Genomic DNA, 21,075 nt, shown 5'->3' on the forward strand with positions numbered 1-21,075 from the left:
ACAGCCGCTCTAACCAATCCCTAATCCCGAATCACCAATCCCCGCTCATCACGCATCGCGGTTATGCCGCCGCATCACGCGCTGCTTGTCGCGCTGCCAGTCGCGGTCCTTGGCGGCGTCGCGCTTGTCGTGATTCTGCTTGCCCTTGGCCAGGGCGATTTCCAGCTTGACCTTGTTGCTGCTCCAGTACAGCGCGGTAGGCACCAGGGTGTAGCCTTCGCGCTCCACGCGGGTGAGCACCTTGTCGATCTCGGCCCGGTGCAGCAGCAGTTTACGGTCGCGCCGTTCCACTGGCACCGTGTGGGTGGAGGCCTGGATCAGCGGCGTGATCTGTGCGCCGATCAGGTAGATCTCGCCGGAGCGCACATAGGCATAGCCGTCGACGATGTTGGCGCGGCCGGCGCGGATCGCCTTGACCTCCCAGCCCTGCAGTGCCAGGCCGGCTTCGTAGCGTTCTTCCAGGTGGTATTCGTGGCGCGCACGCTTGTTCAACGCGATGGTTTTCGTGGCCTTCGCGCCGTTTGCTTTATCCTTGGTCTGTTTCTTGCTCATCCTCCCATTGTCGCCGATTCGGTGTCGTCAAACGATCTTCCGTCTTTCACAAGTTAGCGAATGCCTACCATCCGTCGCAGCGCCTTGGTCGAACACAGCGCCTCCCGCATGTTCGACCTGGTCAATGATGTCGCCGCCTATCCGCGCCGCTTCGGCTGGTGCGACGCTGCCAATGTGCTCGAGCAGGACCAGGCGCACATCGTGGCGCGCCTGGATTTGGGGCTGGGGTCGTTCCGCACCTGGTTCACCACCGAGAACATCCTTGAACGCCCGGAGCGCATCGTCATGCACCTGCGCGATGGCCCGTTCAAGCGCCTGGAAGGCCTGTGGGAGTTCCAGGCGCTGGGCGAGGGCGCCTGCAAGGTGAGTCTGACCCTGGAGGTCGAAACCAGCTCGCGACTGCTTGGCCCGGCGCTGGCGCTGGGGTTTCAGGGCCTGGCCGATCGCATGGTCAATGATTTCGTGCGTGTCGCCGACCGCGGCGACGTCTAGGTTGCGCAGCCGCATGCGCATCGAGGTCGTGCTGGCCTGGCCGGATCGCTACAGCTCGGTACACCTGGAATTGCCTGAAGGCGCACTGGAATTGCCTGAAGGCGCAACGGTGGCCGAAGCCGTCGCCATGTCCGGTCTGGCGGTGGAGCGGGCCCCTGCCGCGTATGCGGTGCACGGGCTGATCGCGCGGCCGGAGCAGGGGTTGCGCGACGGCGACCGGGTCGAATTGCTCAGGCCGCTGTTGCTGGATCCGAAAGAAGCCCGCCGCAGGCGTGCCGGACCAAGCAAGAAAGCCGGCCCCAACCGCTAGCGATTGCCAGCGCTGCGACGACGCAGACTCGCTGCAAAGCCATCGCTGCTGACGGCATGTCTCGAAGAATCAGCCGTATTCGTTGAGTTCTAACGAGCGCGCTTGGACTAAGACATGCGACAGAAAGCGCGATCGATCGGTCCTGGGAGTCAGCGCTGTAGAGTCACTGAAGCGCTCTGTTGGCATCAGGCAAAACGAAAAACGCATCCGTTCGAAGGGATGCGTTTTGGGTCCGATCAGGCGATCACGACACCGCCCGGTAACCGCATCAACGGCCGCGTTGCTTCTTCTTGTCGCGGGCCAGGTTGCGGCCAAACTGCTTGGGCGCGGCTTTGGCCAGTTGCTCGTCCTGCGACGGGAAATAGTCGCCTTCCCAGCGTGCGACCTGTTCGTTCTCGAAGAAGACGGTGAAATTCTTGATCTCGGTACGCGCCAGACGGTCCACGCGCTGCGTGGAGGTGTAGTCCCAGCGCTGGGCATGGAACGGGTCGGGGATCGAGGGCGTGCCCAGCAACGCACTGACCTGCTGCTTGCTCTGGCCTACCTGCAGTTGCTCCACGGCATTCTGTTTGATCAGATTGCCCTGGTAGATCGGCTGCTTGTAGATGATGCCGCAGCCAGCGGTGGAAAGAGCAATGGCGGCGACCAGCAGGAGATTACGCATCGGGGATTAAGTGCTGAGGAAATCACGCCGATGATACACTTCCGCCGGTCGCCGCGACCCGTTTGATGGCAGCTGGCGCTAAATCGCCAATGAACGGAGAACGTATGGAAACCCACGACCTGCGCAAAGTCGGGCTCAAGGTGACCCATCCGCGCATGCGGATCCTGGAACTGCTCGAACAGAAGAGCAATCAGCATCACCTCAGCGCAGAAGACATCTATCGCCAACTGCTCGATCACGGCGACGAGATCGGGCTGGCGACGGTCTACCGGGTGCTGACCCAGTTCGAGGCGGCCGGCCTGGTGCTGAAGCACAATTTCGAAGGCGGGCAGGCCGTCTACGAGCTGGACCGCGGCGGTCATCACGACCATATGGTGGACGTGGATACCGGTCATGTGATCGAGTTCGAGAGCGAGGAAATCGAGGCGCTGCAGCGCCAGATCGCCGCCAAGCATGGCTACGAACTGGAAGAGCACTCGCTGGTGCTGTACGTGCGCAAAAAGCGTCCGCGCTGAGCTGGGTGTCCCCATGCAGCCATGACCGTTACAAGGCGGCCCAGGCCGCCTTGTGCGTTCTGGGGGCGTGTTGGCGGATTCAATGCACGACCTTCCCCCATCAGCCTCGGGCACCTTCCCCCGCGAGCGGGAGTAAGCAAGCCTTGTCGGCGAATGCTGGGGCTTGGCTGGCGGGGAGGGAGCGGGTCAGCTGAGCGAGGAAACCTCGCTGACGAGGGCCGGCAGTTGTGTCAGTGGAAAGGCGCCTCTCGCAAGCGGACGACGGTCGCGGGGCCGCCCAGGCTGCCTGAGTGCATGGAGACGGCCTAGGGAGCTCCACGTGGCCGATTGGTAGCGGCAACCCATGCATCGACAGGGTCGGTGGGCCATGCGTGATTACCCCTACCGGCGCACCGGCGCAGCAGCACCAACAGTGCCGGCTGCCCTGATCAAGCCCTTCGCACTGGCTTGCGAACGACCGAACCCGCTCAGGCGCTCTGCAGCAGCTTGCGGGCGGCCGCGCGCGCTTCCTTGCTCACTTCCACGCCGCCCAGCATGCGTGCCAATTCTTCCTGGCGGGCCTGCGGGCCGAGCAGTTCGACCGCACTCTGGGTCATGCCGTCCACCGGCGCCTTGCTGACCCGGTAATGCGCGTGGCCCTTGGCGGCGACCTGCGGCAAGTGGGTGACGCACAGCACCTGGCGCTCTTCGCCCAGCGCGCGCAGCTTCTGCCCGACGATGTCGGCCACCGCGCCGCCGATGCCCGAATCCACTTCGTCGAACACCATGGTGGGCACGCTGTCCAGGCCCAGCGCCGCCACTTCGATGGCCAGCGAAATGCGCGACAGCTCGCCGCCGGAGGCGACCTTGCGCAAAGCGCGCGGGGGCTGCCCGGCGTTGGCGGCGACCAGGAATTCCACCCGTTCGGCGCCATTGGGGTCCGGCCGGGGGCTCTCGTGCGGCTGTAGCTGGATCAGGAACTGCCCGCCGCCCATGCCCAACTCGCCGATCAGCGCGGTGGTCGCGGCCGACAACGCCTCGGCGGCGGCGGTGCGGCTGTCGCTGAGCACGCCGGCCGCGCTGCGCCAGGCGCCGGTGGCGATTTCGATGTGCTTGTCGAGCTGCTGCAGGCGCTCGTCGGCGCCGCGCAGGCTCTCGACTTCGGCGCTCAGGTGGTCGCGATGCGCGGCCAGTTCGTCCGGCGTGACGCGGTGTTTGCGGGCCAGGTCGTGCAGGCGGCCAAGGCGGCGCTCCATCGCCTCGAACTGGGCCGGGTCGGCCTCCAGGTCGTCGCGCACACGGTCGAGCAGGGCCAGCGCTTCCCCGATCTGGATCACGGCGCTGTCCAGCAGCGCGTCCACTTCGCCCAGCCGCGGTTCGTGTTCGGCCACGCGCGACAAATCGTGGCGGCTGTCCTGCAACAGGCCCAGGGCACTGGCGCCGTCGTCGCCGTTGAGCTGCTGGGCGACGCTGTCGCAGGCACCGATCAGCGCGGTGGCATGGGCCTGGCGGCGGTGATTGACGTCCAGTGCGGCAATCGCGGCCGGATCCAGGTCCTCGCGTTCCAATTCGGCCAGTTGGTGTTCCAGAAAGCCGATCCGGTCGGAGACATCGCCCTGCGCGGAGAGCGCATCACGCTCGTCCAGCAGCGCCTGCCAGCGCTGGCTGGCCTGGCGCACCTGCTCGCGCTGGGCGCTGTTGCGGGCGTAGGCATCGAGCAGGGCGAGCTGGCTGTGCCGGGCCATCAGCGCCTGGTGCTCGTGCTGGCCGTGGATTTCGACCAGTTTCGAGGCGAGTTCCGCCAGTTGCGAGGAGGTGACCGGGCGGCCGTTGATCCAGGCGCGCGAGCCGCCGTCGGCGCGGATGATCCGGCGCAGCTGGCATTGCGCCTCGTCGTCGAGTTCGTTGTCGGCCAGCCAGCGCAGCCCGGGATGCTCGGCCGGCAGCTGGAATTCGGCCGACAGTTCGGCGCGCTCGGCGCCATGACGCACCACGCCGCTGTCGGCGCGCAGCCCGGACAGAAAGCCCAGCGCGTCCACCATCAGCGACTTGCCGGCGCCGGTTTCGCCCGATACCACGGTCATTCCCGGCCCGAATTCCAGTTCGGTGGCACGGACAACGGCGAAATCCTTGATCGAGAGGTGTCTGAGCATGAGGTCGAGTGTGAACGCTTTGGGGAAGCTTAGGGTGGCAGGGGCAGACGGGGAATCGGACGCTTGCCATCCCCGGGGCCAGACATTATCTATGCGCTGTCTCACCGGATGATCCCATGCGCGCGTCCCAGTCCCCAATGCTCGACCCCCGCGCCCGCCAGTTGCTGCGCACCCTGATTGCGCGCTACATCCGCGACGGCGAGCCGGTGGGGTCAAAGACGCTGGCCCAGCATGCGGGTTTGGACGTCAGCCCGGCCACCATCCGCAATATCTTGGCCGACCTGGAAGACGTCGGCCTGCTCAGCTCCCCGCATACCTCGGCCGGACGCGTGCCCACTGCGCATGGCTACCGGGTGTTCGTCGACAGCCTGGTGCAGATGCAGCCGCCTGGCGAAGAGGAAGTCCGCCGCCTGCGCGCGGAGCTGGCCAGCGGCAACGGCACGCAATCGTTGCTGGGCAGCGCCTCGCAGATGCTGTCGGCGATGAGCCACTTCGTCGGCGTGGTCAGCGCGCCGCGCCGCGAGCAGTTCGCGTTCCGGCATATCGACTTCGTGGCGCTGGATGCGCGCCGCGTGCTGGCGATCCTGGTGTTTGCCGACAACGAGGTGCAGAACCGCGTGATCGAGCCGCGCCGCGCTTACGAGCCGGCCGAGCTGGAACGGGTGGCCAATTACCTCAATGCGCAGTTTGCCGGGCGCGCGCTGGCCGACATCCGCGCCTGCCTGCTGCGCGAGCTGCGCATGGCCAAGAGCGAGATGGAACAACTGCTGGCGCACAGCGTGGACCTGGCCAGCGAGGCGCTTGTACCGGCCGATGCCGAGGACATGGTGATGGCCGGGCAGACCCGGCTGATGGGCGTGCAGGACCTGTCGGATCTGGATCGCCTGCGCGAACTGTTCGAGGCCTTCGCCAGCAAGCGCGAGATCCTGCAGCTGCTCGAGCGCACCATCCAGGCGCCGGGCGTGCGCATCTTCATCGGCGAGGAAACCGGCATGGTGTCGCTGGAAGACGTCTCGCTGGTCACTGCACCTTACGCCGCCAATGGCCAGGTGCTGGGCGTGCTGGGGGTGATCGGGCCCAAACGCATGGCCTACGACCGGCTGATTCCGCTGGTGCAGACCGCCGCCGACGTGCTGGGCGCGGCCATGGAGTCGCCCGGTACGCGATAACCGGCATCGATCGGCGCGATGCTTTGCTTGAAACGCGCGCGGGCGCCCATATACGGGGTGACGTTGGGGCGGGCGTTCCGCTTGCCCGGGAACTGCATATGAACCAAGACCACCCCGAATTCGACTCCGAAGACCTGTCCCAGAACCCGCCCGAGACCGATCCGCTCAAGGCCGAGATCGAATCGCTGCGCAGCGAGATCGCCCTGGTCAAGGCCGATGCCCTGCGCGAGCGCGCCGACCTGGAAAACCAGCGCAAGCGTATCGCCCGCGACGTGGAAAACGCGCGCAAGTTCGCCAACGAGAAGCTGCTCGGCGAGCTGCTGCCGGTGTTCGACAGCCTGGACGCGGGACTCACCGCCGCCGGCACCGAGCCCAGCCCGCTGCGCGATGGCCTGGACATGACCTACAAGCAATTGCTCAAAGTGGCCGCGGACAACGGCCTGACCCTGCTCGATCCGGTCGGCCAGCCGTTCAACCCGGACCAGCACCAGGCGATCAGCCAGGGCGAGGCCGAGGGCGTTGCGCCGGGCCACGTGGTGCAGGTGTTCCAGAAGGGCTACCTGCTCAACGATCGCCTGCTGCGCCCGGCCCTGGTGGTCGTGGCCAAGCACGACTGAACCGCAGCGCCGGCTGAACTGCCAGGCGCAGGCATGAAACACAGATGTGTGCCGGTGGCTTGAACACCTGCGCACCACCCCCACATCTCAGCCAGACCCGGCGTCGCCGGACACAGCTACAGAATCATCAGGAGCGTATCCATGGGCAAGATCATTGGTATTGACCTCGGCACCACGAACTCGTGCGTGTCGATCATGGACGGCGGCAAGGCCCGCGTCATCGAAAACTCCGAGGGCGATCGCACCACGCCTTCGATCGTCGCCTACACCAAGGACGGCGAAGTGCTGGTCGGCGCCTCGGCCAAGCGCCAGGCCGTGACCAACCCGAAGAACACCTTCTACGCGGTGAAGCGCCTGATCGGCCGCAAGTTCACCGATGGCGAAGTGCAGAAGGACATCTCGCACGTGCCGTACGGCATCCTGGCGCACGACAACGGCGACGCCTGGGTGCAGACCAGCGATGCCAAGCGCATGGCGCCGCAGGAAATCTCCGCGCGCGTGCTGGAGAAGATGAAGAAGACCGCCGAAGACTTCCTCGGCGAGAAGGTCACCGAGGCGGTGATCACCGTGCCGGCATACTTCAACGACAGCCAGCGTCAGGCCACCAAGGATGCCGGCCGCATCGCCGGTCTGGACGTCAAGCGCATCATCAACGAGCCGACCGCCGCAGCCCTGGCCTATGGCCTGGACAAGAACGGCGGCGACCGCAAGATAGCCGTGTACGACCTGGGCGGCGGTACCTTCGACGTGTCGATTATCGAGATCGCCGAAGTCGATGGTGAAAAGCAGTTCGAAGTGCTGGCCACCAACGGCGACACCTTCCTGGGCGGCGAAGACTTCGACAACCGCGTCATCGAGTACCTGGTCGACGAATTCAACAAGGACCAGGGCATCGACCTGCGTAAGGATCCGCTGGCGCTGCAGCGCCTGAAGGACGCCGCAGAGCGCGCCAAGATCGAGCTGTCGTCCAGCCAGCAGACCGAAGTGAACCTGCCGTACGTCACCGCCGATGCGTCGGGCCCGAAGCACCTCAACATCAAGTTGACCCGTGCCAAGCTCGAAGCGCTGGTGGAAGACCTGGTCAAGAAGTCGATCGAACCGTGCCGCACCGCGTTGAACGACGCCGGCCTGCGCGCCAGCGACATCAACGAAGTGATCCTGGTCGGCGGCCAGACCCGCATGCCGAAGGTGCAGCAGGCGGTTGCCGATTTCTTCGGCAAGGAACCGCGCAAGGACGTCAACCCGGACGAAGCGGTGGCCGTGGGTGCGGCGATCCAGGGCGGCGTGCTGGCCGGCGACGTCAAGGACGTGCTGCTGCTGGACGTGACCCCGCTGTCGCTGGGTATCGAGACCATGGGCGGCGTGTTCACCAAGATCATCGAAAAGAACACCACCATTCCGACCAAGGCCTCGCAGACCTTCTCCACCGCCGAAGACAACCAGTCGGCCGTGACCGTGCATGTGTTGCAGGGTGAGCGCGAGCAGGCCCGCTTCAACAAGTCGCTGGCCAAGTTCGACCTGTCCGGCATCGAGCCGGCGCCGCGCGGCATGCCGCAGGTGGAAGTGTCCTTCGACATCGACGCCAACGGCATCCTGCACGTGTCGGCCAAGGACAAGAAGACCAACAAGGAACAGAAGGTCGAGATCAAGGCCGGTTCGGGTCTGTCGGACGAAGAGATCCAGCGCATGGTCGCCGACGCGGAAGCCAACCGCGAAGAAGACAAAAAGTTCCAGGAGCTGGTGCAGGCCCGCAACCAGGCCGATGGTCTGATCCACGCCACCCGTACCGCGATCACCGAGCATGGCAGCAAGGTCGGTGGCGATGTGATCGGCAAGGTGGAAGCGGCGCTGTCGGATCTGGAAACCGCCATGAAGGGCGACGACAAGGCGCAGATCGAAGCACGCACCAAGACGCTGGAAGAAGCCGGTCAGTCGTTGTACGCAGCAGCTGCGGCGGCAGAGCAGGGCGGTAACGCCGATGCGGCCAGCGGCAACGCCCAGGCCTCCAAGGCCGCCGACGACGTGGTGGACGCCGAGTTCACCGAGGTCAAGGACGACAAGAAGTAAGCCGTGATTTGGGAGTCGGGAGTGGGGATTGGCAAGCGCTAAAGCTTGCCGATTCCCGTCCCGATATCCTTAACGCGTCGCGTCGCCAGGGCGGACCAGCACACGCTGTCCGCTTTTGCGTTTCAACGAATCTCAAATCACGAATCCCGAATCCCGGCTTATGAGCAAACGCGATTACTACGAAGTGCTGGGCGTTGCCCGTGGCGCCAGCGACGAGGAGCTGAAGAAGGCGTACCGGCGCTGTGCGATGAAGCACCACCCGGACCGCAATCCTGGCGACGCGGCTGCCGAAGCGGCGTTCAAGGAATGCAAGGAAGCCTACGAGGTGCTGTCCGATGGCAATAAGCGGCGCGCCTACGACGCGCACGGCCATGCGGCCTTCGAGCACGGCATGGGCGGTGGCGGTGGGCCGGGTGGCCCGGACATGGGAGATATCTTTGGCGATATCTTCGGCAATATTTTCGGCGGTGGCGCCGCCGGTCCGCGCGCTGCGCGACGTGGTGCCGACGTTGGTTACGTCCTGGAACTGGATCTGGAAGAAGCCGTCGCCGGCATCGAGCGCCGCATCGAGATTCCGACGCTGGTCGAATGCGCGCCCTGCCACGGCAGCGGTTCGGAAGACGGCAAGGTCGAGACCTGCGGCACCTGCCATGGGCGCGGCCAGGTGCGCATCCAGCGCGGCATTTTCGCCATGCAGCAGAGCTGCCCGCATTGCGACGGGCGCGGCACGCTGATCCAGAACCCCTGCAAGACCTGCCACGGTGCCGGTCGCGTGGAAGAAGACAAGGTGCTGTCGATCAAGGTGCCCGCCGGCGTGGATACCGGCGACCGGATTCGTCTTGCAGGCGAAGGCGAGGCCGGCCCGGCCGGCACGCCGCCGGGCGATCTGTATGTGGAAGTGCGGGTGCGCGAGCATGCGATCTTCCAGCGCGACGGCGACGATCTGCATTGCGAGGTGCCGATCCGCATTTCGCAGGCCGCGCTCGGCGATACCGTACGCGTGGCGACCCTGGGCGGCGAAGCGGAGATCCGCATCCCGGCCGAGACCCAGACCGGCAAGTTGTTCCGTCTACGCGGCAAGGGCGTGCGTTCGGTGCGCAGCCGCAGCGAAGGCGATCTGTACTGCCGCGTGGTGGTGGAGACCCCGGTCAATCTCACTGCCGACCAGCGCGAACTGCTGCAGCAGTTCGAAGCGACGTTCACCGGCGAGGATGCACGCAAGCATTCGCCCAAGTCGGCCACCTTCATCGACGGCGTCAAGGGGTTTTGGGATCGGATGACGTCCTGACCCAGGCCGTATGAGGTCACGATGGCCCGGCGTGCGGCTTGCTGCGCGTCGGGCTCTTTTTTTGAGTTGTCCCGAAGGCTGCCCGCGATGCAGCCGATGCGTTGAAGTTGCGGATGCAACGCGATGTCAGCGTGAGAATTGCCGGGGCAGCTGCGCGCGTTTCAGTAGCGCCACTGCGAGATCTCCAGCGACATCTCCGCACATCGCACGTGTGTGTTTGACGCGTCGTCATTGCCTTCAGACGCAGCACGCTGTTGCCCGCAAGCGAGCCAACGCCAGTCCTTGATCGTGCAGTTCGGCCATTGGCCTGCAGCATCGGTCGGGCGTCTTTTGGCGTCTCACCTTGCTCAACGAGCGTATTGCCACTCACGCTGCGCCGGCGGGCTTGGGCATCTGGCCATGATGTGTTCAAGACCAGGGGCGTGCTGTTCGGCAGCGCCCACTGCCGGTGATGCCGTTCCTCCACGACATCCTGGCAAGGTTACGCGGATAATCGGTGCCATCTCTCCAGCACGGCCGCCCGCATGAGCGATGCAACCGACAGCCACCTCGTCCATGGTCGCCGCCAGCGTCCGGACGGCCCTTCGCCGATCGACGTGATTTCGGTGCAATCGCAATTGGTCTATGGCCATGCCGGCAACAGCGCTGCGGTGCCGCCGCTGCGCGCGCTGGGACTGCGTGTGGCCGAAGTACCCACCACGTTGCTAAGCAACGCGCCGTTTTACGCGACCCTGCGCGGGCGCATCCTGCCGGCCGACTGGCTGGCGGATTTGTTGCTGGGCGCCAGCGAACGTGGCTTGCCGCAGCGTGCACGCATGCTGGTGTCCGGCTATTTCGGCAGCCTGGCCAACGGCGAAGCCTTCGCCGACTGGCTGGAGCAGACCTTGCCGCAGGCCCCGCAGTTGCGTTATTGCCTGGACCCGGTGATTGGCGACACGCACACCGGCCCATATGTGGAACCCGGGCTGGAGCGCGTGTTCGCCGAGCGTTTGCTGCCGCACGCCTGGCTGGTGACGCCCAACGCGTTCGAGTTGGGACGGTTGACCGGCTTGCCGAGCCTGCAGCAGGACGAGGCCATCGCCGCCGCGCGCGCGTTGCTGGCACGTGGGCCGCAATGGGTACTTGCACACAGCGTGGCCGGTGCCGCAGGTGAGCTGGTGACCTTGGCAGTCAGCGATGCGGCGGTGTATCGGTGGGCCAGCCCGCACCTGCCGGTCGATGTGGCAGGCACCGGCGATGTGCTGATGGCGCTGCTGATTGGCTTCCTGTTGCGCGATGTGCCGTTCGAGCAGGCGGTGGGACACGCGCTCAGCGGCGTGCATGGCGCGCTGGAAGCGACGCTGGCCGCAGGTTTCGAGGAGTTCGACGTGCTGGCCGCGGCGCCGGCCGCACTGGCCGCTGCGCCGCGATTTGCTGTCGAGCGATTGGCATGATCGCGCAGCCGGTGGTCGGCATCGTCGGCATCGCCGGCGCGTACGGGCGCTGGCTGGCGCAGTTCCTGCGCACGCGCATGCAGCTGGACGTGATCGGGTTCGATCCGGCCGACAGCGGCAGCATGGACGAAGCCACACTGGCGCAGCGTGCTGACATACTGATTTTCGCCGCGCCGATTCGCCATACCGCCGCATTGATCGAGCGGTATGTGGCACTCGCCGGCGCACGCGCTGCCGCGCAGCTGTGGCTGGATGTCACCTCGATCAAACAGGCGCCGGTCGCAGCAATGCTGACCTCGCAGGCAGACGTGGTCGGCCTGCATCCGATGACCGCACCGCCAAAATCGCCGACCTTGAAAGGGCGCGTGATGGTGGTCTGCGAAGGGCGGCTGCAGCACTGGTCGGCGTGGGTGCAGAACTTGTGCAGCGCGCTGCAGGCCGAATGCGTGTATGCAACGCCGGAGCACCATGACCGCGTGATGGCGTTGGTGCAGGCGATGGTGCACGCCACTCACCTGGCGCAGGCCGGCACCTTGCGCGACTATGCACCGCTGCTAGGCGAGCTGCGTGCGCTGATGCCGTACCGCTCGGCATCGTTCGAACTGGATACCGCGGTGATCGCGCGCATTCTCTCGCTCAACCCGTCGATCTACGAAGACATCCAGTTCGGTAACCCGTATGTGGGCGAGATGCTCGACCGGTTGCTGCAGCAGCTGCAGCAACTGCGTGCCTTGGTGGCGCAGGGCGACGATGCCGCGCGTGCGCAGTTCCGCACCCAATTCCTGCACGACAACGCGCAAGCCTTGCAGCACGACGCGCTTGCGGAAGGCAATTACACCTACGAGCGCGTGGGCTACCTGCTGGCCGATCTCACCGAGCCGCTGACACTGAGCGTGTATCTGCCCGAAGACCAGCCCGGCTCGCTGCGCGCCTTGCTGCATGTGTTCGAGCGGCATGGAGTGAACCTGTCCTCGATCCACTCGTCGCGCACGCCGGTTGGCGAACTGCATTTCCGGATCGGCTTCGAGGTGGCGAGCGATCGTGCCGCATTGGCGCAGGCAGCGAGCGAGATCGACCGAAGCGGGATCGGCCGGGTGCTGGAGCGTTCCGGCACCTAGTGGCGTGACCAGGCCACCCCCAGAGCGGTCGATTTCATCCACACAGGGTGTGGATGAAACTTGCACAAGCGTGTGGATAACTGCGCACGGCCCTTGCAGCGCAAGGGTCGGGCAGTGGGTGGTCAAAATTTGACCAGGCTGTGAGGTGACGACGCGCGGGTTTGGCTGCCGTTCCTAGAGCGCGGAAAGGCGTAGCTCGCCCCCGTCGGTGACAAACCGCTGCCCCTGACGTTGCAGATGTCGACCGTCGGGAAGCTCGTAACGCGGTGCCGACTGCGGGTTTGCGCGCGGTTGTTGCTCGTCGCGAAATTCGATGATGACGTAAGGCTCGCCATCTGCACCGATTGCGGGAAATTGCCGGAAAGACATACGCACCTCCGAAAGTTCCTGAGTTTGCAGTGCAGATCGCGATGGACTGCACGCCCGGCGCCAAGCCGGTACGGCGAGCATGCGCATGCAGGTGTTACCCAGATGTCGTTATGCGGTGAGGTGTGCAAGACCTGTTGGTTGAGCTCGGCAGGCGTGGGGGCGACAGTGTTTGGCCACGCCGACAAGCGGCTGAGTACGCGTGCGTGGCATGGGCGGCTGCCTGGCAGCGATGGGGCAGGCAGCTGCAACCTCGGGTTCGACCACGCGCCAAGCGCGCTGAAGCGTCGCTGGGCGTAATCAGCCAGCCACCTGCGTGACGGTTGCGTACGTGCGTGCGCTGCGTACGCATTGCTTGAATCCACGGATGCCGCTGCGGCATCGCGAAGTCACTCGCACAACCGCGCGATTGCCCGGCATCACCGCCTGCCCGGCGCGCAGCCGAGCGGTCAACGACTCAACTGCAAGGCATCCCGGTCGGCGGTGGCCGCCGCCAGTTCGGCACGCGCAGAGGCGATGCGCGCCTGCGCATCGATCAGGCGTACGCGCGCGTCGTTGGCGGTTTCCTCGCGCTGGTTGACCAGGAAAAAGTCACCCGAGCCCAGCTCGAAGCGCCGCCGCTCGGCCGCGGCCAGGCGGTCTGCCAGGCCGCGTTCCTCATCGGCGATCTTGGCCAGCCGCTCGGCGGCATTGAGCGAGATGACGATCGATTCGACCTCGATCGAAATCTGGTCGCGTAGAAAACGGCTGCGCTGATCCAGCGCTTCGATCTCGGCACGCGCTTCGGCCACGCGGCCCCTGGCGGCGCGGTTTTCCAGCGGCACGCTGAAACGGAAGCCGATGATGGCGTCGGTCAGCGACCGGTTCGGGCCGCCGACGCCGGGCGGGCCCAGATCCTTGCTGACTTCCACGCTGACATCCAGGCGTGGTTTGAGATCGTTCTGGGCCAGCATCAGCCGTGCGGTGGCCTGGTCGATGCGGGTCAGCACGGCGCGGTAATCCGGGCGCTCCACCGGCGCGGTGATCTTGCTGGCGCCGGCCAGTCCTTCCAGCGCCGAGGTGTCGGCCGGCAGGCGTTCGGCGGACACGATCAGCGGCATGCCGGCCTCGTCGCGCAAATACAGCGACAAGGCGTTGGCCGCATTGGCGAAGTCCTGTTCCGCGCGCACCACCAAGGCGCGACGACGCACCAGATTCTGGTCGTTTTCGGTCAGCAGGATGGTGGGTCGCGCACCGAGCGTGACCTGGCGCGAAATCGCATTGCGCCGTTGCTCGGCCAGTTGCAGCAGCTCGTTGTAGGCGCGCAACTTCAGCCCGGCGGCGACCCAGTTCTGGTAGGCATCCACGGCGCGCCGCTGCACGCCGATGGCCACCATTTCCGCTTCGTACTTGGCCACATCGATATCGGTGCTGGCGATACTGCGCTTGGTGCGGCGTTCGTCGATCACGCGGTCGCGCAGCAGCGCGTACAGCGCGCCGACCTTCACTTCGCCGCCGCGATCGGTATAGGACTTGTCCTCGTAGATCGGGAAGGAGCCACGCGAGGAGCGGTAGCCACCGTAGTAATAGCCGCCGTTCTCTTCGAACGGCCGCTTGACCCCGGTTTCGATCGTACTGCCGTCGTAATAGCCGGCCTCGCGCGAGCGGCCTTCGATGTCGAACACCGTGTCGAAGGCGCCATCGGCCGAGATGCCCTTGCCTTCGGCCTGGCGCACCTTCGCCAGCGCTTCGACGATCTGCGGTGCCGAGCGTGCCGAGGACTGCAGCACCTCATCCAGCGTCAGCGCAGCGGCCTGGGCGAATGCCGCACCGGGGCTGAGTGCGATCAACAGGACGACAAGACGGCCGATCATTTCTTACCCGTCGCTTCGTCTTCGGACTTGGGTGCGGCCGGCTTGGCCTTGCTCTCTTCCTGCGTGGCCGCAGCCGGGCGCCGTCCGAATTCCAAGGGGAAGTTGTTGAGCTGGCGCCACAGTTCGTAGCCGACCTTGACCGTTTCGCCCTGCACCCAGCCGCGCACCTTGCCGCCCTGGCGGGCGAATTCCTGCGCCGGCCATGCCGGCTTGCCCGGCATCGGCTCCACCAGGATGCGGAACAGCCCATCGGGCGCGGCGTTGGGGTCGATGGCGCGCACCCGGCCGTCGAACATGCCGTGCGCCACCGACGGCCAACCGCTGAACTGGATCGCCGGCCAGCCTTCGAATTCCAGCCGCACCGGGCGGCCGGGGCGGATCAGCGGCACGTCGCGGCCGTCGATATACAGCTCGACCGCGCGTTCCACCCGTTCCGGCGCGATCACCGCCAGCACGGTGCCCGGCGAGACCATGGCGCTGCCGCTGGCGGCATTGAGCTGCTGCACGCGGCCGTCGCGCGGGGCGCGCACCAGCTGTGCAGACTGGCGATTCAGCTGGATGTCGATGCGGGTCAGCTTGGCGCGCGATTCGGCCAGCTTGGCGTCGGCTTCGGCCACCTTGATCTGGGTCAGCTCGTAGTCGCGGCGTCCGGCCAGGCCTTCGGCCAGCAATTGTCTGCTACGCGCCACGTCGATGCTGGCCACTGCACGCGACTGCTGGATGGCGGCGATTTCCGCCTGCGCCTGCGCGCGCTCGCTGGCCAGGCGGGTGAGCAGGTCCGGGTCCAGATCGCCGACACGCGCGATCGGGTCGCCCTTGGAAACATGCTGGCCGTCATGCACGTACCAGCGCTCGACGCGGCCCGGCACGAAGGCGGTGACCGGTTGCTGACGGTCGCTGGGATCCAGCGAGACGACCTGGCCTTTGCCACTGGCGGTCTGCACCCACGGCGCCAGTGCCAGGATCGCCGCGGCGATGCCGATGCCGATCAACAGCATCCAGGCGACCGCCTTGGCGATGCTGGGCGGACGCATTGCCGCCAGGGTCGGGAAATGCGCCATGCGATCAGGGGCGTGCGGCATGCGGCACCTCCTGCGTGGATGCGATCAACTCGGCGCGTGTGGCGTAGCGTTGCTGGCGCTCCGGCTCCAGCCGGAACCAGCCATCCAGGGTGATGTCCTCCGGCCGCCCGGTGCACAGCAGCACCGTGGTTCCTGCATCCTTCAAGCGTCGCAGGACCTGGGTCAGGCGCTCGGCCGGGATCAGGTCGTACAGCTGCGACAGCATCAGCACGCGCGGGCGCACCAACAGTGCATTGGCCAGCTTCAGCGCCATGACTTCGCCAATCCACAGCGGGAACCCGGAGGCGGCAAGCCGGGTGTCCAGGCCTTGCGGTAACGCGGCGATGCGCGCGCGCAGGCCCACCGTATCGATGGCTTGCAGCATCGCTTCGGACGTCACATCGGCCGAGGCCATTGCCAGGTATTCGCGAATGGTGACCTCCACGATGGTCGGGCGGTCGAGCACGGTGACTTCCGAACGCAGCAGGTACATATCGAACGTGGCCATGTCCGCACCACCCACCATCACCAGCCCGCGGTCGGGAACGACGTGGCGCTTGAGCACCATGGCCAGCAGGCGCTCGGCGCCGCCATCGGCCAGCGTGACCAGCTGCTCGCCGGCTTCCAGCGCGAAATCGAAACGCGCGCCCTCGATCACCACCCCATCCAGGCGTACCCCGCTGTTGCGCGGCGCCTCGCCGGCGGCAAGCACCGGGCGTTCCTGGGGGATGGCGTACAGCAGCGACAACTCCTCCGCGCTGGCCACCAGGTCGTAGAACGTGTCCAGGTAGCTGCCCAGCTGTGCAATGCCGTAGAACACTGCGCTCAGGATCAGTTCGGCTGCCACCAGCTGGCCGATCGACAGCTCGCCGCGCAGGATCAGGCTGCCGCCCAGCGCCAGCAGCGCCGCGCTGGCCACTGCATAGGTGAGCAGGAATGCCAGCGTCTGGGTGAAGGTGTAGCGGAAATGGCGCCGATGCCGGTCGACATAGTCGGCGGTCACCTTTTCCGAGCGATCCATGGCGAAGTTGAGATGGCGGCTGGATTTATAGAACCCGTTGGAGCCGCCGACGCTTTCCAGCCAATGCGCGGCGTTGTGTTTGGCCTGGCTCAGTTCGACCGCCGAGCGGATCGAACCGCGCGACCAGATCATCCAGATCGAGAAGATGGTCAGCAGCAGCAGCGCGTTGAAGCCGAGGAAAAACGGGTGATAGAAGCTAGTGACGATCAAGCCGACCGCCGACTGCAGCACGATGGTGAACGCACCGACCGCCAGGCTGGGCACTGCCTTTTGCACCACCACCAGATCGAAGTAGCGGTTGAATACATCGCCGCGGTTCTGGTCGGCGAAGAACGGATTTTGCGCATGTACCGCGCGCACGGTGATTTCCGCCACCACGCGTGCGAACAGGCGACGTTCGAACAGCGCCATCACCCACACCCGCATCGCGCTCAGTGCCGCCACCAGCAGCAGCAGGCCCAGCAGCAGGCCGGACAAGGTCCACAGCGGCGTGGGCAGCGCGGTGTTGGCAACGCTGTTGATCAGCAACTGCACCGAGATCGGCGTGGCCAGCGACAGCAGGCTGATCGCAACGCCGTACACCAGGGTCAGGCGCACATACGGCATGTCCGGGCCAACAACTTCCGTCAGCCAGCTCGCCGCTTCCCGCCATCCAATCCGCTTGGCCGCCATTCGATATCCGTTGATGAGTTCAGTGAAGCATTGACGAGTTGCCGGCCCGCAAACAAGGCCATCGCGCTTATGTGCCGCATAGGATTTTCCTATGCAGCCACCGCGCGCAACAGATTGGCGATCAAACCGAAGGCCGGTGCGCGACCGGCACCCTGGCGCCAGAGCAGACCGATCTCCCTATAGTAGCGCCCGCCTTTGACCGGCCGCACCACCACATCGTCGCCTTCGCGGATTTCCTGGCGCACGTACAGGTCCGGGAGCAAGGCAAGACCCATGCCCATGCCGGCCATCTGGCGGATCGCGTCCAGGCTGGTGCCTTCGTAATCGCGCAAGACATTGGCGCCCACGTCCATGGCGATCGCGGCAACCTGTTCTGCCAATCGGTATTCCGGCATCAAGGTCAGCAAGTTGGCACCGCGCAGATCGGCCGGGGTGATGCAGGCCTTGGTGCGCAGCGGATGATCGGCCGCCATGGTCACATGCAGCAGTTCGCGAAACAGCCGCTCGCTGTGCAGGCCGCGGCCGGCCACCGGCAGTTGCGCGAGGACCAGATCGTGCGTGCCGCTGCTCAGGTCGGCGGCGAGTGCGGTTGGCAGGCCTTCGCGCACGTGCACGCGCAGGGCCGGATGCTCGCGATGCAGACGTGCCACCAGGCTGGGCATCAGATAGGCGCCGAGCGTGGGCGAGACGCCAAGGCGAATGGTGCCGATCAAGGTATCGGCGGCGGTGGCGCGGACCTCTTCCAGATCGGTGACATCGAGCAGGATGCTGCGTGCGCGGTCGAGCAGCTCGCGACCGAGCGGGGTCAGGATCGCCTGCGCGCCGCGCTCGAACAGTGGCGCACCGATGATCGCTTCCAACGCGCGGATCTGCTGCGACAACGATGGCTGCGAGACGCCCATCTGCTCGGCGGCACGGGTAAAGCTGCCGGTATCGGCCAGCGCGACGAAATAGCTCAGCTGGCGAAGGGTGGTTCTGGGGCGGGGCATGGGGTCACATCGGATTGCGTGGGAGCGCACGGCCGGCGTGGCCGGTGAGACAAGACGGGCGAGGTACGGCTAGCGAGTGCAGCGGCAGCGCGTCCGGCGAGGGCGGAGGAGCCGTGGTAACCGCAGTGTACGAGTGGCGCATGCCGATTCCGAGCACCGGCCGCGCCCGCATCGCGGTGGGCGCAGTCGTTTCGCTGGTTGCGCCAGGTGCCATCGCTGGAACGACGGCACCTGGCGGCGCTCATTGGTCGATGAACTGCAGCCGCGCCAGCTCCGCATACAGCCCACCTTCGGCGATCAACTGCGCATGCGTACCCTGCGCGACGATGCGCCCAGCATCCATCACCACGATGCGGTCGGCCTTGAGCACGGTGGCCAGGCGGTGCGCGATCACCAGCGTGGTGCGGCCTTCCATCAGCCGCTCCAGCGCCTGCTGCACGGCGCGCTCGCTTTGCGCATCGAGCGCGCTGGTGGCTTCGTCCAGCAGCAGGATCGGCGCGTCCTTGAGCAGCGCACGCGCAATGGCCACGCGTTGCTGCTGGCCGCCGGACAGGCGCGTGCCGCGCTCGCCCAGTTCGCTGGCGTAGCCCTGGGGCAGGGCGCGGATGAAGCCATCGGCTTCGGCGGCGGCCGCTGCCGCTTCCACTTGTGCATCGCTGGCTTGCAGGCGCCCGTAGCGGATGTTGTCGGCGGCGCTGGCGGCAAACAACGTAGGTTGCTGCGGTACCAGCGCGATGTGTTCGCGCAGCAGGACCGGGTCGACGTCGCGCAGGTCGATCTCGTCGATGCGCACCTTGCCGCTGACCGGGTCGTGGAAACGCAGCAGCATCGACAGCACCGTGCTCTTGCCCGCTCCGGACGGGCCCACCAGCGCCACGGTTTCGCCGGGGCTGACATGCAGGTCGAACCCATCCAGCGCCGGCGCGTCCGGGCGTTGCGGGTAATGGAAGACCACCCGGTCGAAATGGATCGCGCCGCGCAGCGGCTGCGGCAAGGCCTGCGGCGTGGCCGGCGCCACGATCGCCGGTTGTTCGTCGAGCAATTCACTCACCCGGCCCATGCCGCCGGCGGCACGCTGCAACTCGTTCCAGACCTCGGCCAGCGCCCCGACCGACCCGCCGCCGATCAGCGCGTACAACACGAATTGGCCGAGCGTGCCCGGCGTCATGCGGCCAGCGATCACATCGTGCGCGCCAAGCCACAACACCGCGACGATCGCACCGAAGATCAGCATGATCGCCACCGCGGTCACGGTGGCCTGGGTGCGGATGCGCAGCTTGGCGGTATCGATGGCGGCAAACAGCGCAGTACTGAAACGTTGGCTTTCGTAACGCTCGCGCGCGTGTGCCTGCACGGTACGCACCGCGCCCAGGGTTTCGGCCGCCAGCGTATTGGCGTCGGCCACGCGGTCCTGGCTTGCGCGCGAAATCTTCTGCAGGCGGCGTGCGCCCAGCACGATCGGCAGCACCGCCAGCGGAATGCCGATCAAGGTGAAGCCGGCCAGCCGCGGGCTGGTGACCAACAGCATGACCATGCTGCCGATCACCGTGACCGAACTGCGCAAGGCCACCGACATGGTGGTGCCGATCAGCCCCCGCAGCAATTCGCTGTCGGCCGACAGGCGCGACACCAGTTCGCCGCTGCGGCTGCGGTCATGGAACCCGGCGTCCAGTCCGATCAGGTGCGCGTACAGCCGGCCGCGCAGGTCGGCGACCACTTTTTCGCCCAGCAGGGCGACGAAATAGAAGCGCGCCGCAGTTGCCAACGCCAGCACGACCGAAACTGCGAACAGCAGCGAGAACGCCTGGTTGATCTGCGAGTCGCCGGAGAAGCCCTGGTCGATCATGCGCTTGACCGCTGCGGGCAGGCTCAGTGTGGCGGCAGCGGAAATCGACAGCGCGACCAGCCAGGCGGCGAACAGGCCGCGCTGACGTTGGACGAATGGCCACAAGGTGCGCAGGCTGCCCAGCTTCCGCAACGGGTTGGGACGTGCAGCGGCTGGCTCGGTCATGCGGCTTCCGGGGTTGAGAGATGGACACGATTGCGAGTGGCGTCGCACAGGCGGGTTTTCAAGCCGGCGAGCTGATCTGCAGGCAGTTGCACGCGCAACGCTGCACCTTCGGCATCGAAGCGTTCGTCCAGTTTGTCGGCATGGAAGGCCGCCAGTGCTGCGTGCACCAGGCCCAGATCGTCGAACCGGCATTGCACCTGCACCAGCGACAACGCGATCAATGGCTGTCGCGTTGCTAGCCGCAGGCACTCGGCCGCGGTACCGCCGTAGGCGCGCACCAGCCCACCAGCACCGAGCTTGATGCCGCCATACCAGCGCGTGACCACGACCACCACCCGATCGAAGCCCTGGCCATCGATGGCGGCCAGGATCGGCCGGCCGGCGGTGCCGCTTGGCTCGCCGTCGTCGCTGGAGCGGTAGTCCTGCCCGAAGCGATAGGCCCAGCAGTTGTGCGTCGCGTCCGGCACTGCCACGCGCTGCACGATCTCCAACGCATGCGCGGGAGCATCCAATGCGGCAGCGTGGGCCACAAAGCGACTGTGCTTGATGTCCAGACTGTGGTGCGCATCAGCGGCGAGGGTATCGAGCATCGCCGCCATTCTATGCGAGGCGGTGCTACCGATCGCTGCAGCCATCGTGACTGCCGTTGCAAGCTGGCAACACGGCGCCGTGCGCGTGCCGTCGTGCTGCAGCACCTGCGCAGTGTGGCAGTGACGGCGGGCGACGCGCCGGCAGTGGCATCGTG

Annotated in this window: 19 protein-coding genes; 9 read left to right on the forward strand and 10 right to left on the reverse strand. The window is 66.2% G+C overall.

From position 1 onward, the window contains the following. Positions 1 to 48 precede the first annotated feature (48 nt). Positions 49 to 552, reverse strand: a complete 504-nt coding sequence (smpB, locus tag LN450_RS06240) for an SsrA-binding protein SmpB (RefSeq protein ID WP_005913721.1) — start codon at positions 550 to 552, stop codon at positions 49 to 51. A gap of 60 nt (positions 553 to 612) precedes the next feature. Between smpB and LN450_RS06245 the strand changes: the two genes are divergently transcribed. Together LN450_RS06245 and LN450_RS06250 are read left to right on the forward strand one after the other, a co-directional pair. Further along, positions 613 to 1,044 carry a type II toxin-antitoxin system RatA family toxin gene (locus LN450_RS06245; RefSeq protein ID WP_008577248.1) on the forward strand — a complete coding sequence of 144 codons (432 nt, stop codon included), beginning with the start codon at positions 613 to 615 and terminating at the stop codon, positions 1,042 to 1,044. Between the two features lies 1 nt (position 1,045). After that, positions 1,046 to 1,354, forward strand: a complete 309-nt coding sequence (locus tag LN450_RS06250) for an RnfH family protein (protein WP_039418077.1) — start codon at positions 1,046 to 1,048, stop codon at positions 1,352 to 1,354. A gap of 268 nt (positions 1,355 to 1,622) precedes the next feature. Here LN450_RS06250 and LN450_RS06255 read toward each other — a convergent pair whose 3' ends face one another. After that, positions 1,623 to 2,018 (reverse strand): outer membrane protein assembly factor BamE, encoded by a 396-nt coding sequence (locus tag LN450_RS06255; RefSeq protein ID WP_008577244.1) that lies wholly within the window; start codon positions 2,016 to 2,018, stop codon positions 1,623 to 1,625. A 104-nt stretch (positions 2,019 to 2,122) separates the two neighbouring features. Between LN450_RS06255 and fur the strand changes: the two genes are divergently transcribed. Continuing rightward, entirely contained in the window at positions 2,123 to 2,533 is a 411-nt protein-coding gene (gene fur, locus LN450_RS06260; RefSeq protein ID WP_005988392.1) for a ferric iron uptake transcriptional regulator, read from the forward strand. 467 nt (positions 2,534 to 3,000) lie between these two features. Here the strand turns inward: fur and recN are convergent, their stop codons facing one another. Next, positions 3,001 to 4,665, reverse strand: coding sequence for a DNA repair protein RecN (gene recN, locus LN450_RS06265; protein WP_039418079.1), 1,665 nt, complete (start codon positions 4,663 to 4,665; stop codon positions 3,001 to 3,003). Positions 4,666 to 4,802: 137 nt separating this feature from the next. Here recN and hrcA point away from each other — a divergent pair, with 137 nt between their 5' ends. The 6 genes from hrcA (at position 4,803) to LN450_RS06295 (ending at position 12,357) form a co-directional block, all read left to right on the forward strand. Continuing rightward, positions 4,803 to 5,834, forward strand: coding sequence for a heat-inducible transcriptional repressor HrcA (gene hrcA, locus LN450_RS06270; RefSeq protein WP_008577240.1), 1,032 nt, complete (start codon positions 4,803 to 4,805; stop codon positions 5,832 to 5,834). A 98-nt stretch (positions 5,835 to 5,932) separates the two neighbouring features. Beyond that, a complete protein-coding gene (grpE, locus tag LN450_RS06275; RefSeq protein ID WP_003483633.1) occupies positions 5,933 to 6,451 on the forward strand; it encodes a nucleotide exchange factor GrpE in 519 nt (172 codons plus the stop codon). Between the two features lie 141 nt (positions 6,452 to 6,592). Next, a complete protein-coding gene (gene dnaK / locus LN450_RS06280) occupies positions 6,593 to 8,518 on the forward strand; it encodes a molecular chaperone DnaK (protein ID WP_011346955.1) in 1,926 nt (641 codons plus the stop codon). A gap of 160 nt (positions 8,519 to 8,678) precedes the next feature. Then, positions 8,679 to 9,806, forward strand: a complete 1,128-nt coding sequence (gene dnaJ, locus LN450_RS06285; RefSeq protein ID WP_008577236.1) for a molecular chaperone DnaJ — start codon at positions 8,679 to 8,681, stop codon at positions 9,804 to 9,806. Between the two features lie 524 nt (positions 9,807 to 10,330). Beyond that, complete coding sequence (gene pdxY, locus LN450_RS06290; protein ID WP_011346956.1) at positions 10,331 to 11,239, forward strand: pyridoxal kinase; 909 nt, start codon at positions 10,331 to 10,333, stop codon at positions 11,237 to 11,239. Further along, positions 11,236 to 12,357: a prephenate dehydrogenase gene (locus LN450_RS06295; RefSeq protein ID WP_011346957.1), complete on the forward strand. Its 1,122-nt coding sequence runs from the start codon at positions 11,236 to 11,238 to the stop codon at positions 12,355 to 12,357. The genes pdxY and LN450_RS06295 overlap by 4 nt, the downstream gene beginning before the upstream one ends. Before the next feature lie 174 nt (positions 12,358 to 12,531). Here the strand turns inward: LN450_RS06295 and LN450_RS06300 are convergent, their stop codons facing one another. The 7 genes from LN450_RS06300 to LN450_RS06330 form a co-directional block, all read right to left on the reverse strand. Then, entirely contained in the window at positions 12,532 to 12,726 is a 195-nt protein-coding gene (locus tag LN450_RS06300; protein ID WP_008577231.1) for a hypothetical protein, read from the reverse strand. A 446-nt stretch (positions 12,727 to 13,172) separates the two neighbouring features. Continuing rightward, positions 13,173 to 14,576, reverse strand: a complete 1,404-nt coding sequence (locus LN450_RS06305; protein WP_011346959.1) for a TolC family protein — start codon at positions 14,574 to 14,576, stop codon at positions 13,173 to 13,175. After that, on the reverse strand, positions 14,573 to 15,658 hold the full coding sequence (locus tag LN450_RS06310) for an efflux RND transporter periplasmic adaptor subunit (RefSeq protein WP_011346960.1): 1,086 nt from the start codon (positions 15,656 to 15,658) through the stop codon (positions 14,573 to 14,575). Before LN450_RS06310 ends, LN450_RS06305 begins: the two co-directional genes overlap by 4 nt. Further along, positions 15,642 to 17,330 (reverse strand): ABC transporter transmembrane domain-containing protein, encoded by a 1,689-nt coding sequence (locus LN450_RS06315; RefSeq protein WP_011346961.1) that lies wholly within the window; start codon positions 17,328 to 17,330, stop codon positions 15,642 to 15,644. The genes LN450_RS06310 and LN450_RS06315 overlap by 17 nt, the downstream gene beginning before the upstream one ends. A gap of 89 nt (positions 17,331 to 17,419) precedes the next feature. Then, entirely contained in the window at positions 17,420 to 18,319 is a 900-nt protein-coding gene (locus tag LN450_RS06320; protein WP_011346962.1) for a hydrogen peroxide-inducible genes activator, read from the reverse strand. Positions 18,320 to 18,560: 241 nt separating this feature from the next. After that, positions 18,561 to 20,330: an ABC transporter transmembrane domain-containing protein gene (locus tag LN450_RS06325; protein ID WP_011346963.1), complete on the reverse strand. Its 1,770-nt coding sequence runs from the start codon at positions 20,328 to 20,330 to the stop codon at positions 18,561 to 18,563. Then, positions 20,327 to 20,929 (reverse strand): IMPACT family protein, encoded by a 603-nt coding sequence (locus LN450_RS06330; protein ID WP_011346964.1) that lies wholly within the window; start codon positions 20,927 to 20,929, stop codon positions 20,327 to 20,329. Before LN450_RS06330 ends, LN450_RS06325 begins: the two co-directional genes overlap by 4 nt. Positions 20,930 to 21,075 lie beyond the last annotated feature (146 nt).

This window comes from Xanthomonas euvesicatoria pv. euvesicatoria, from assembly GCF_020880415.1.
Taxonomy (GTDB): Bacteria; Pseudomonadota; Gammaproteobacteria; order Xanthomonadales; family Xanthomonadaceae; genus Xanthomonas; species Xanthomonas euvesicatoria.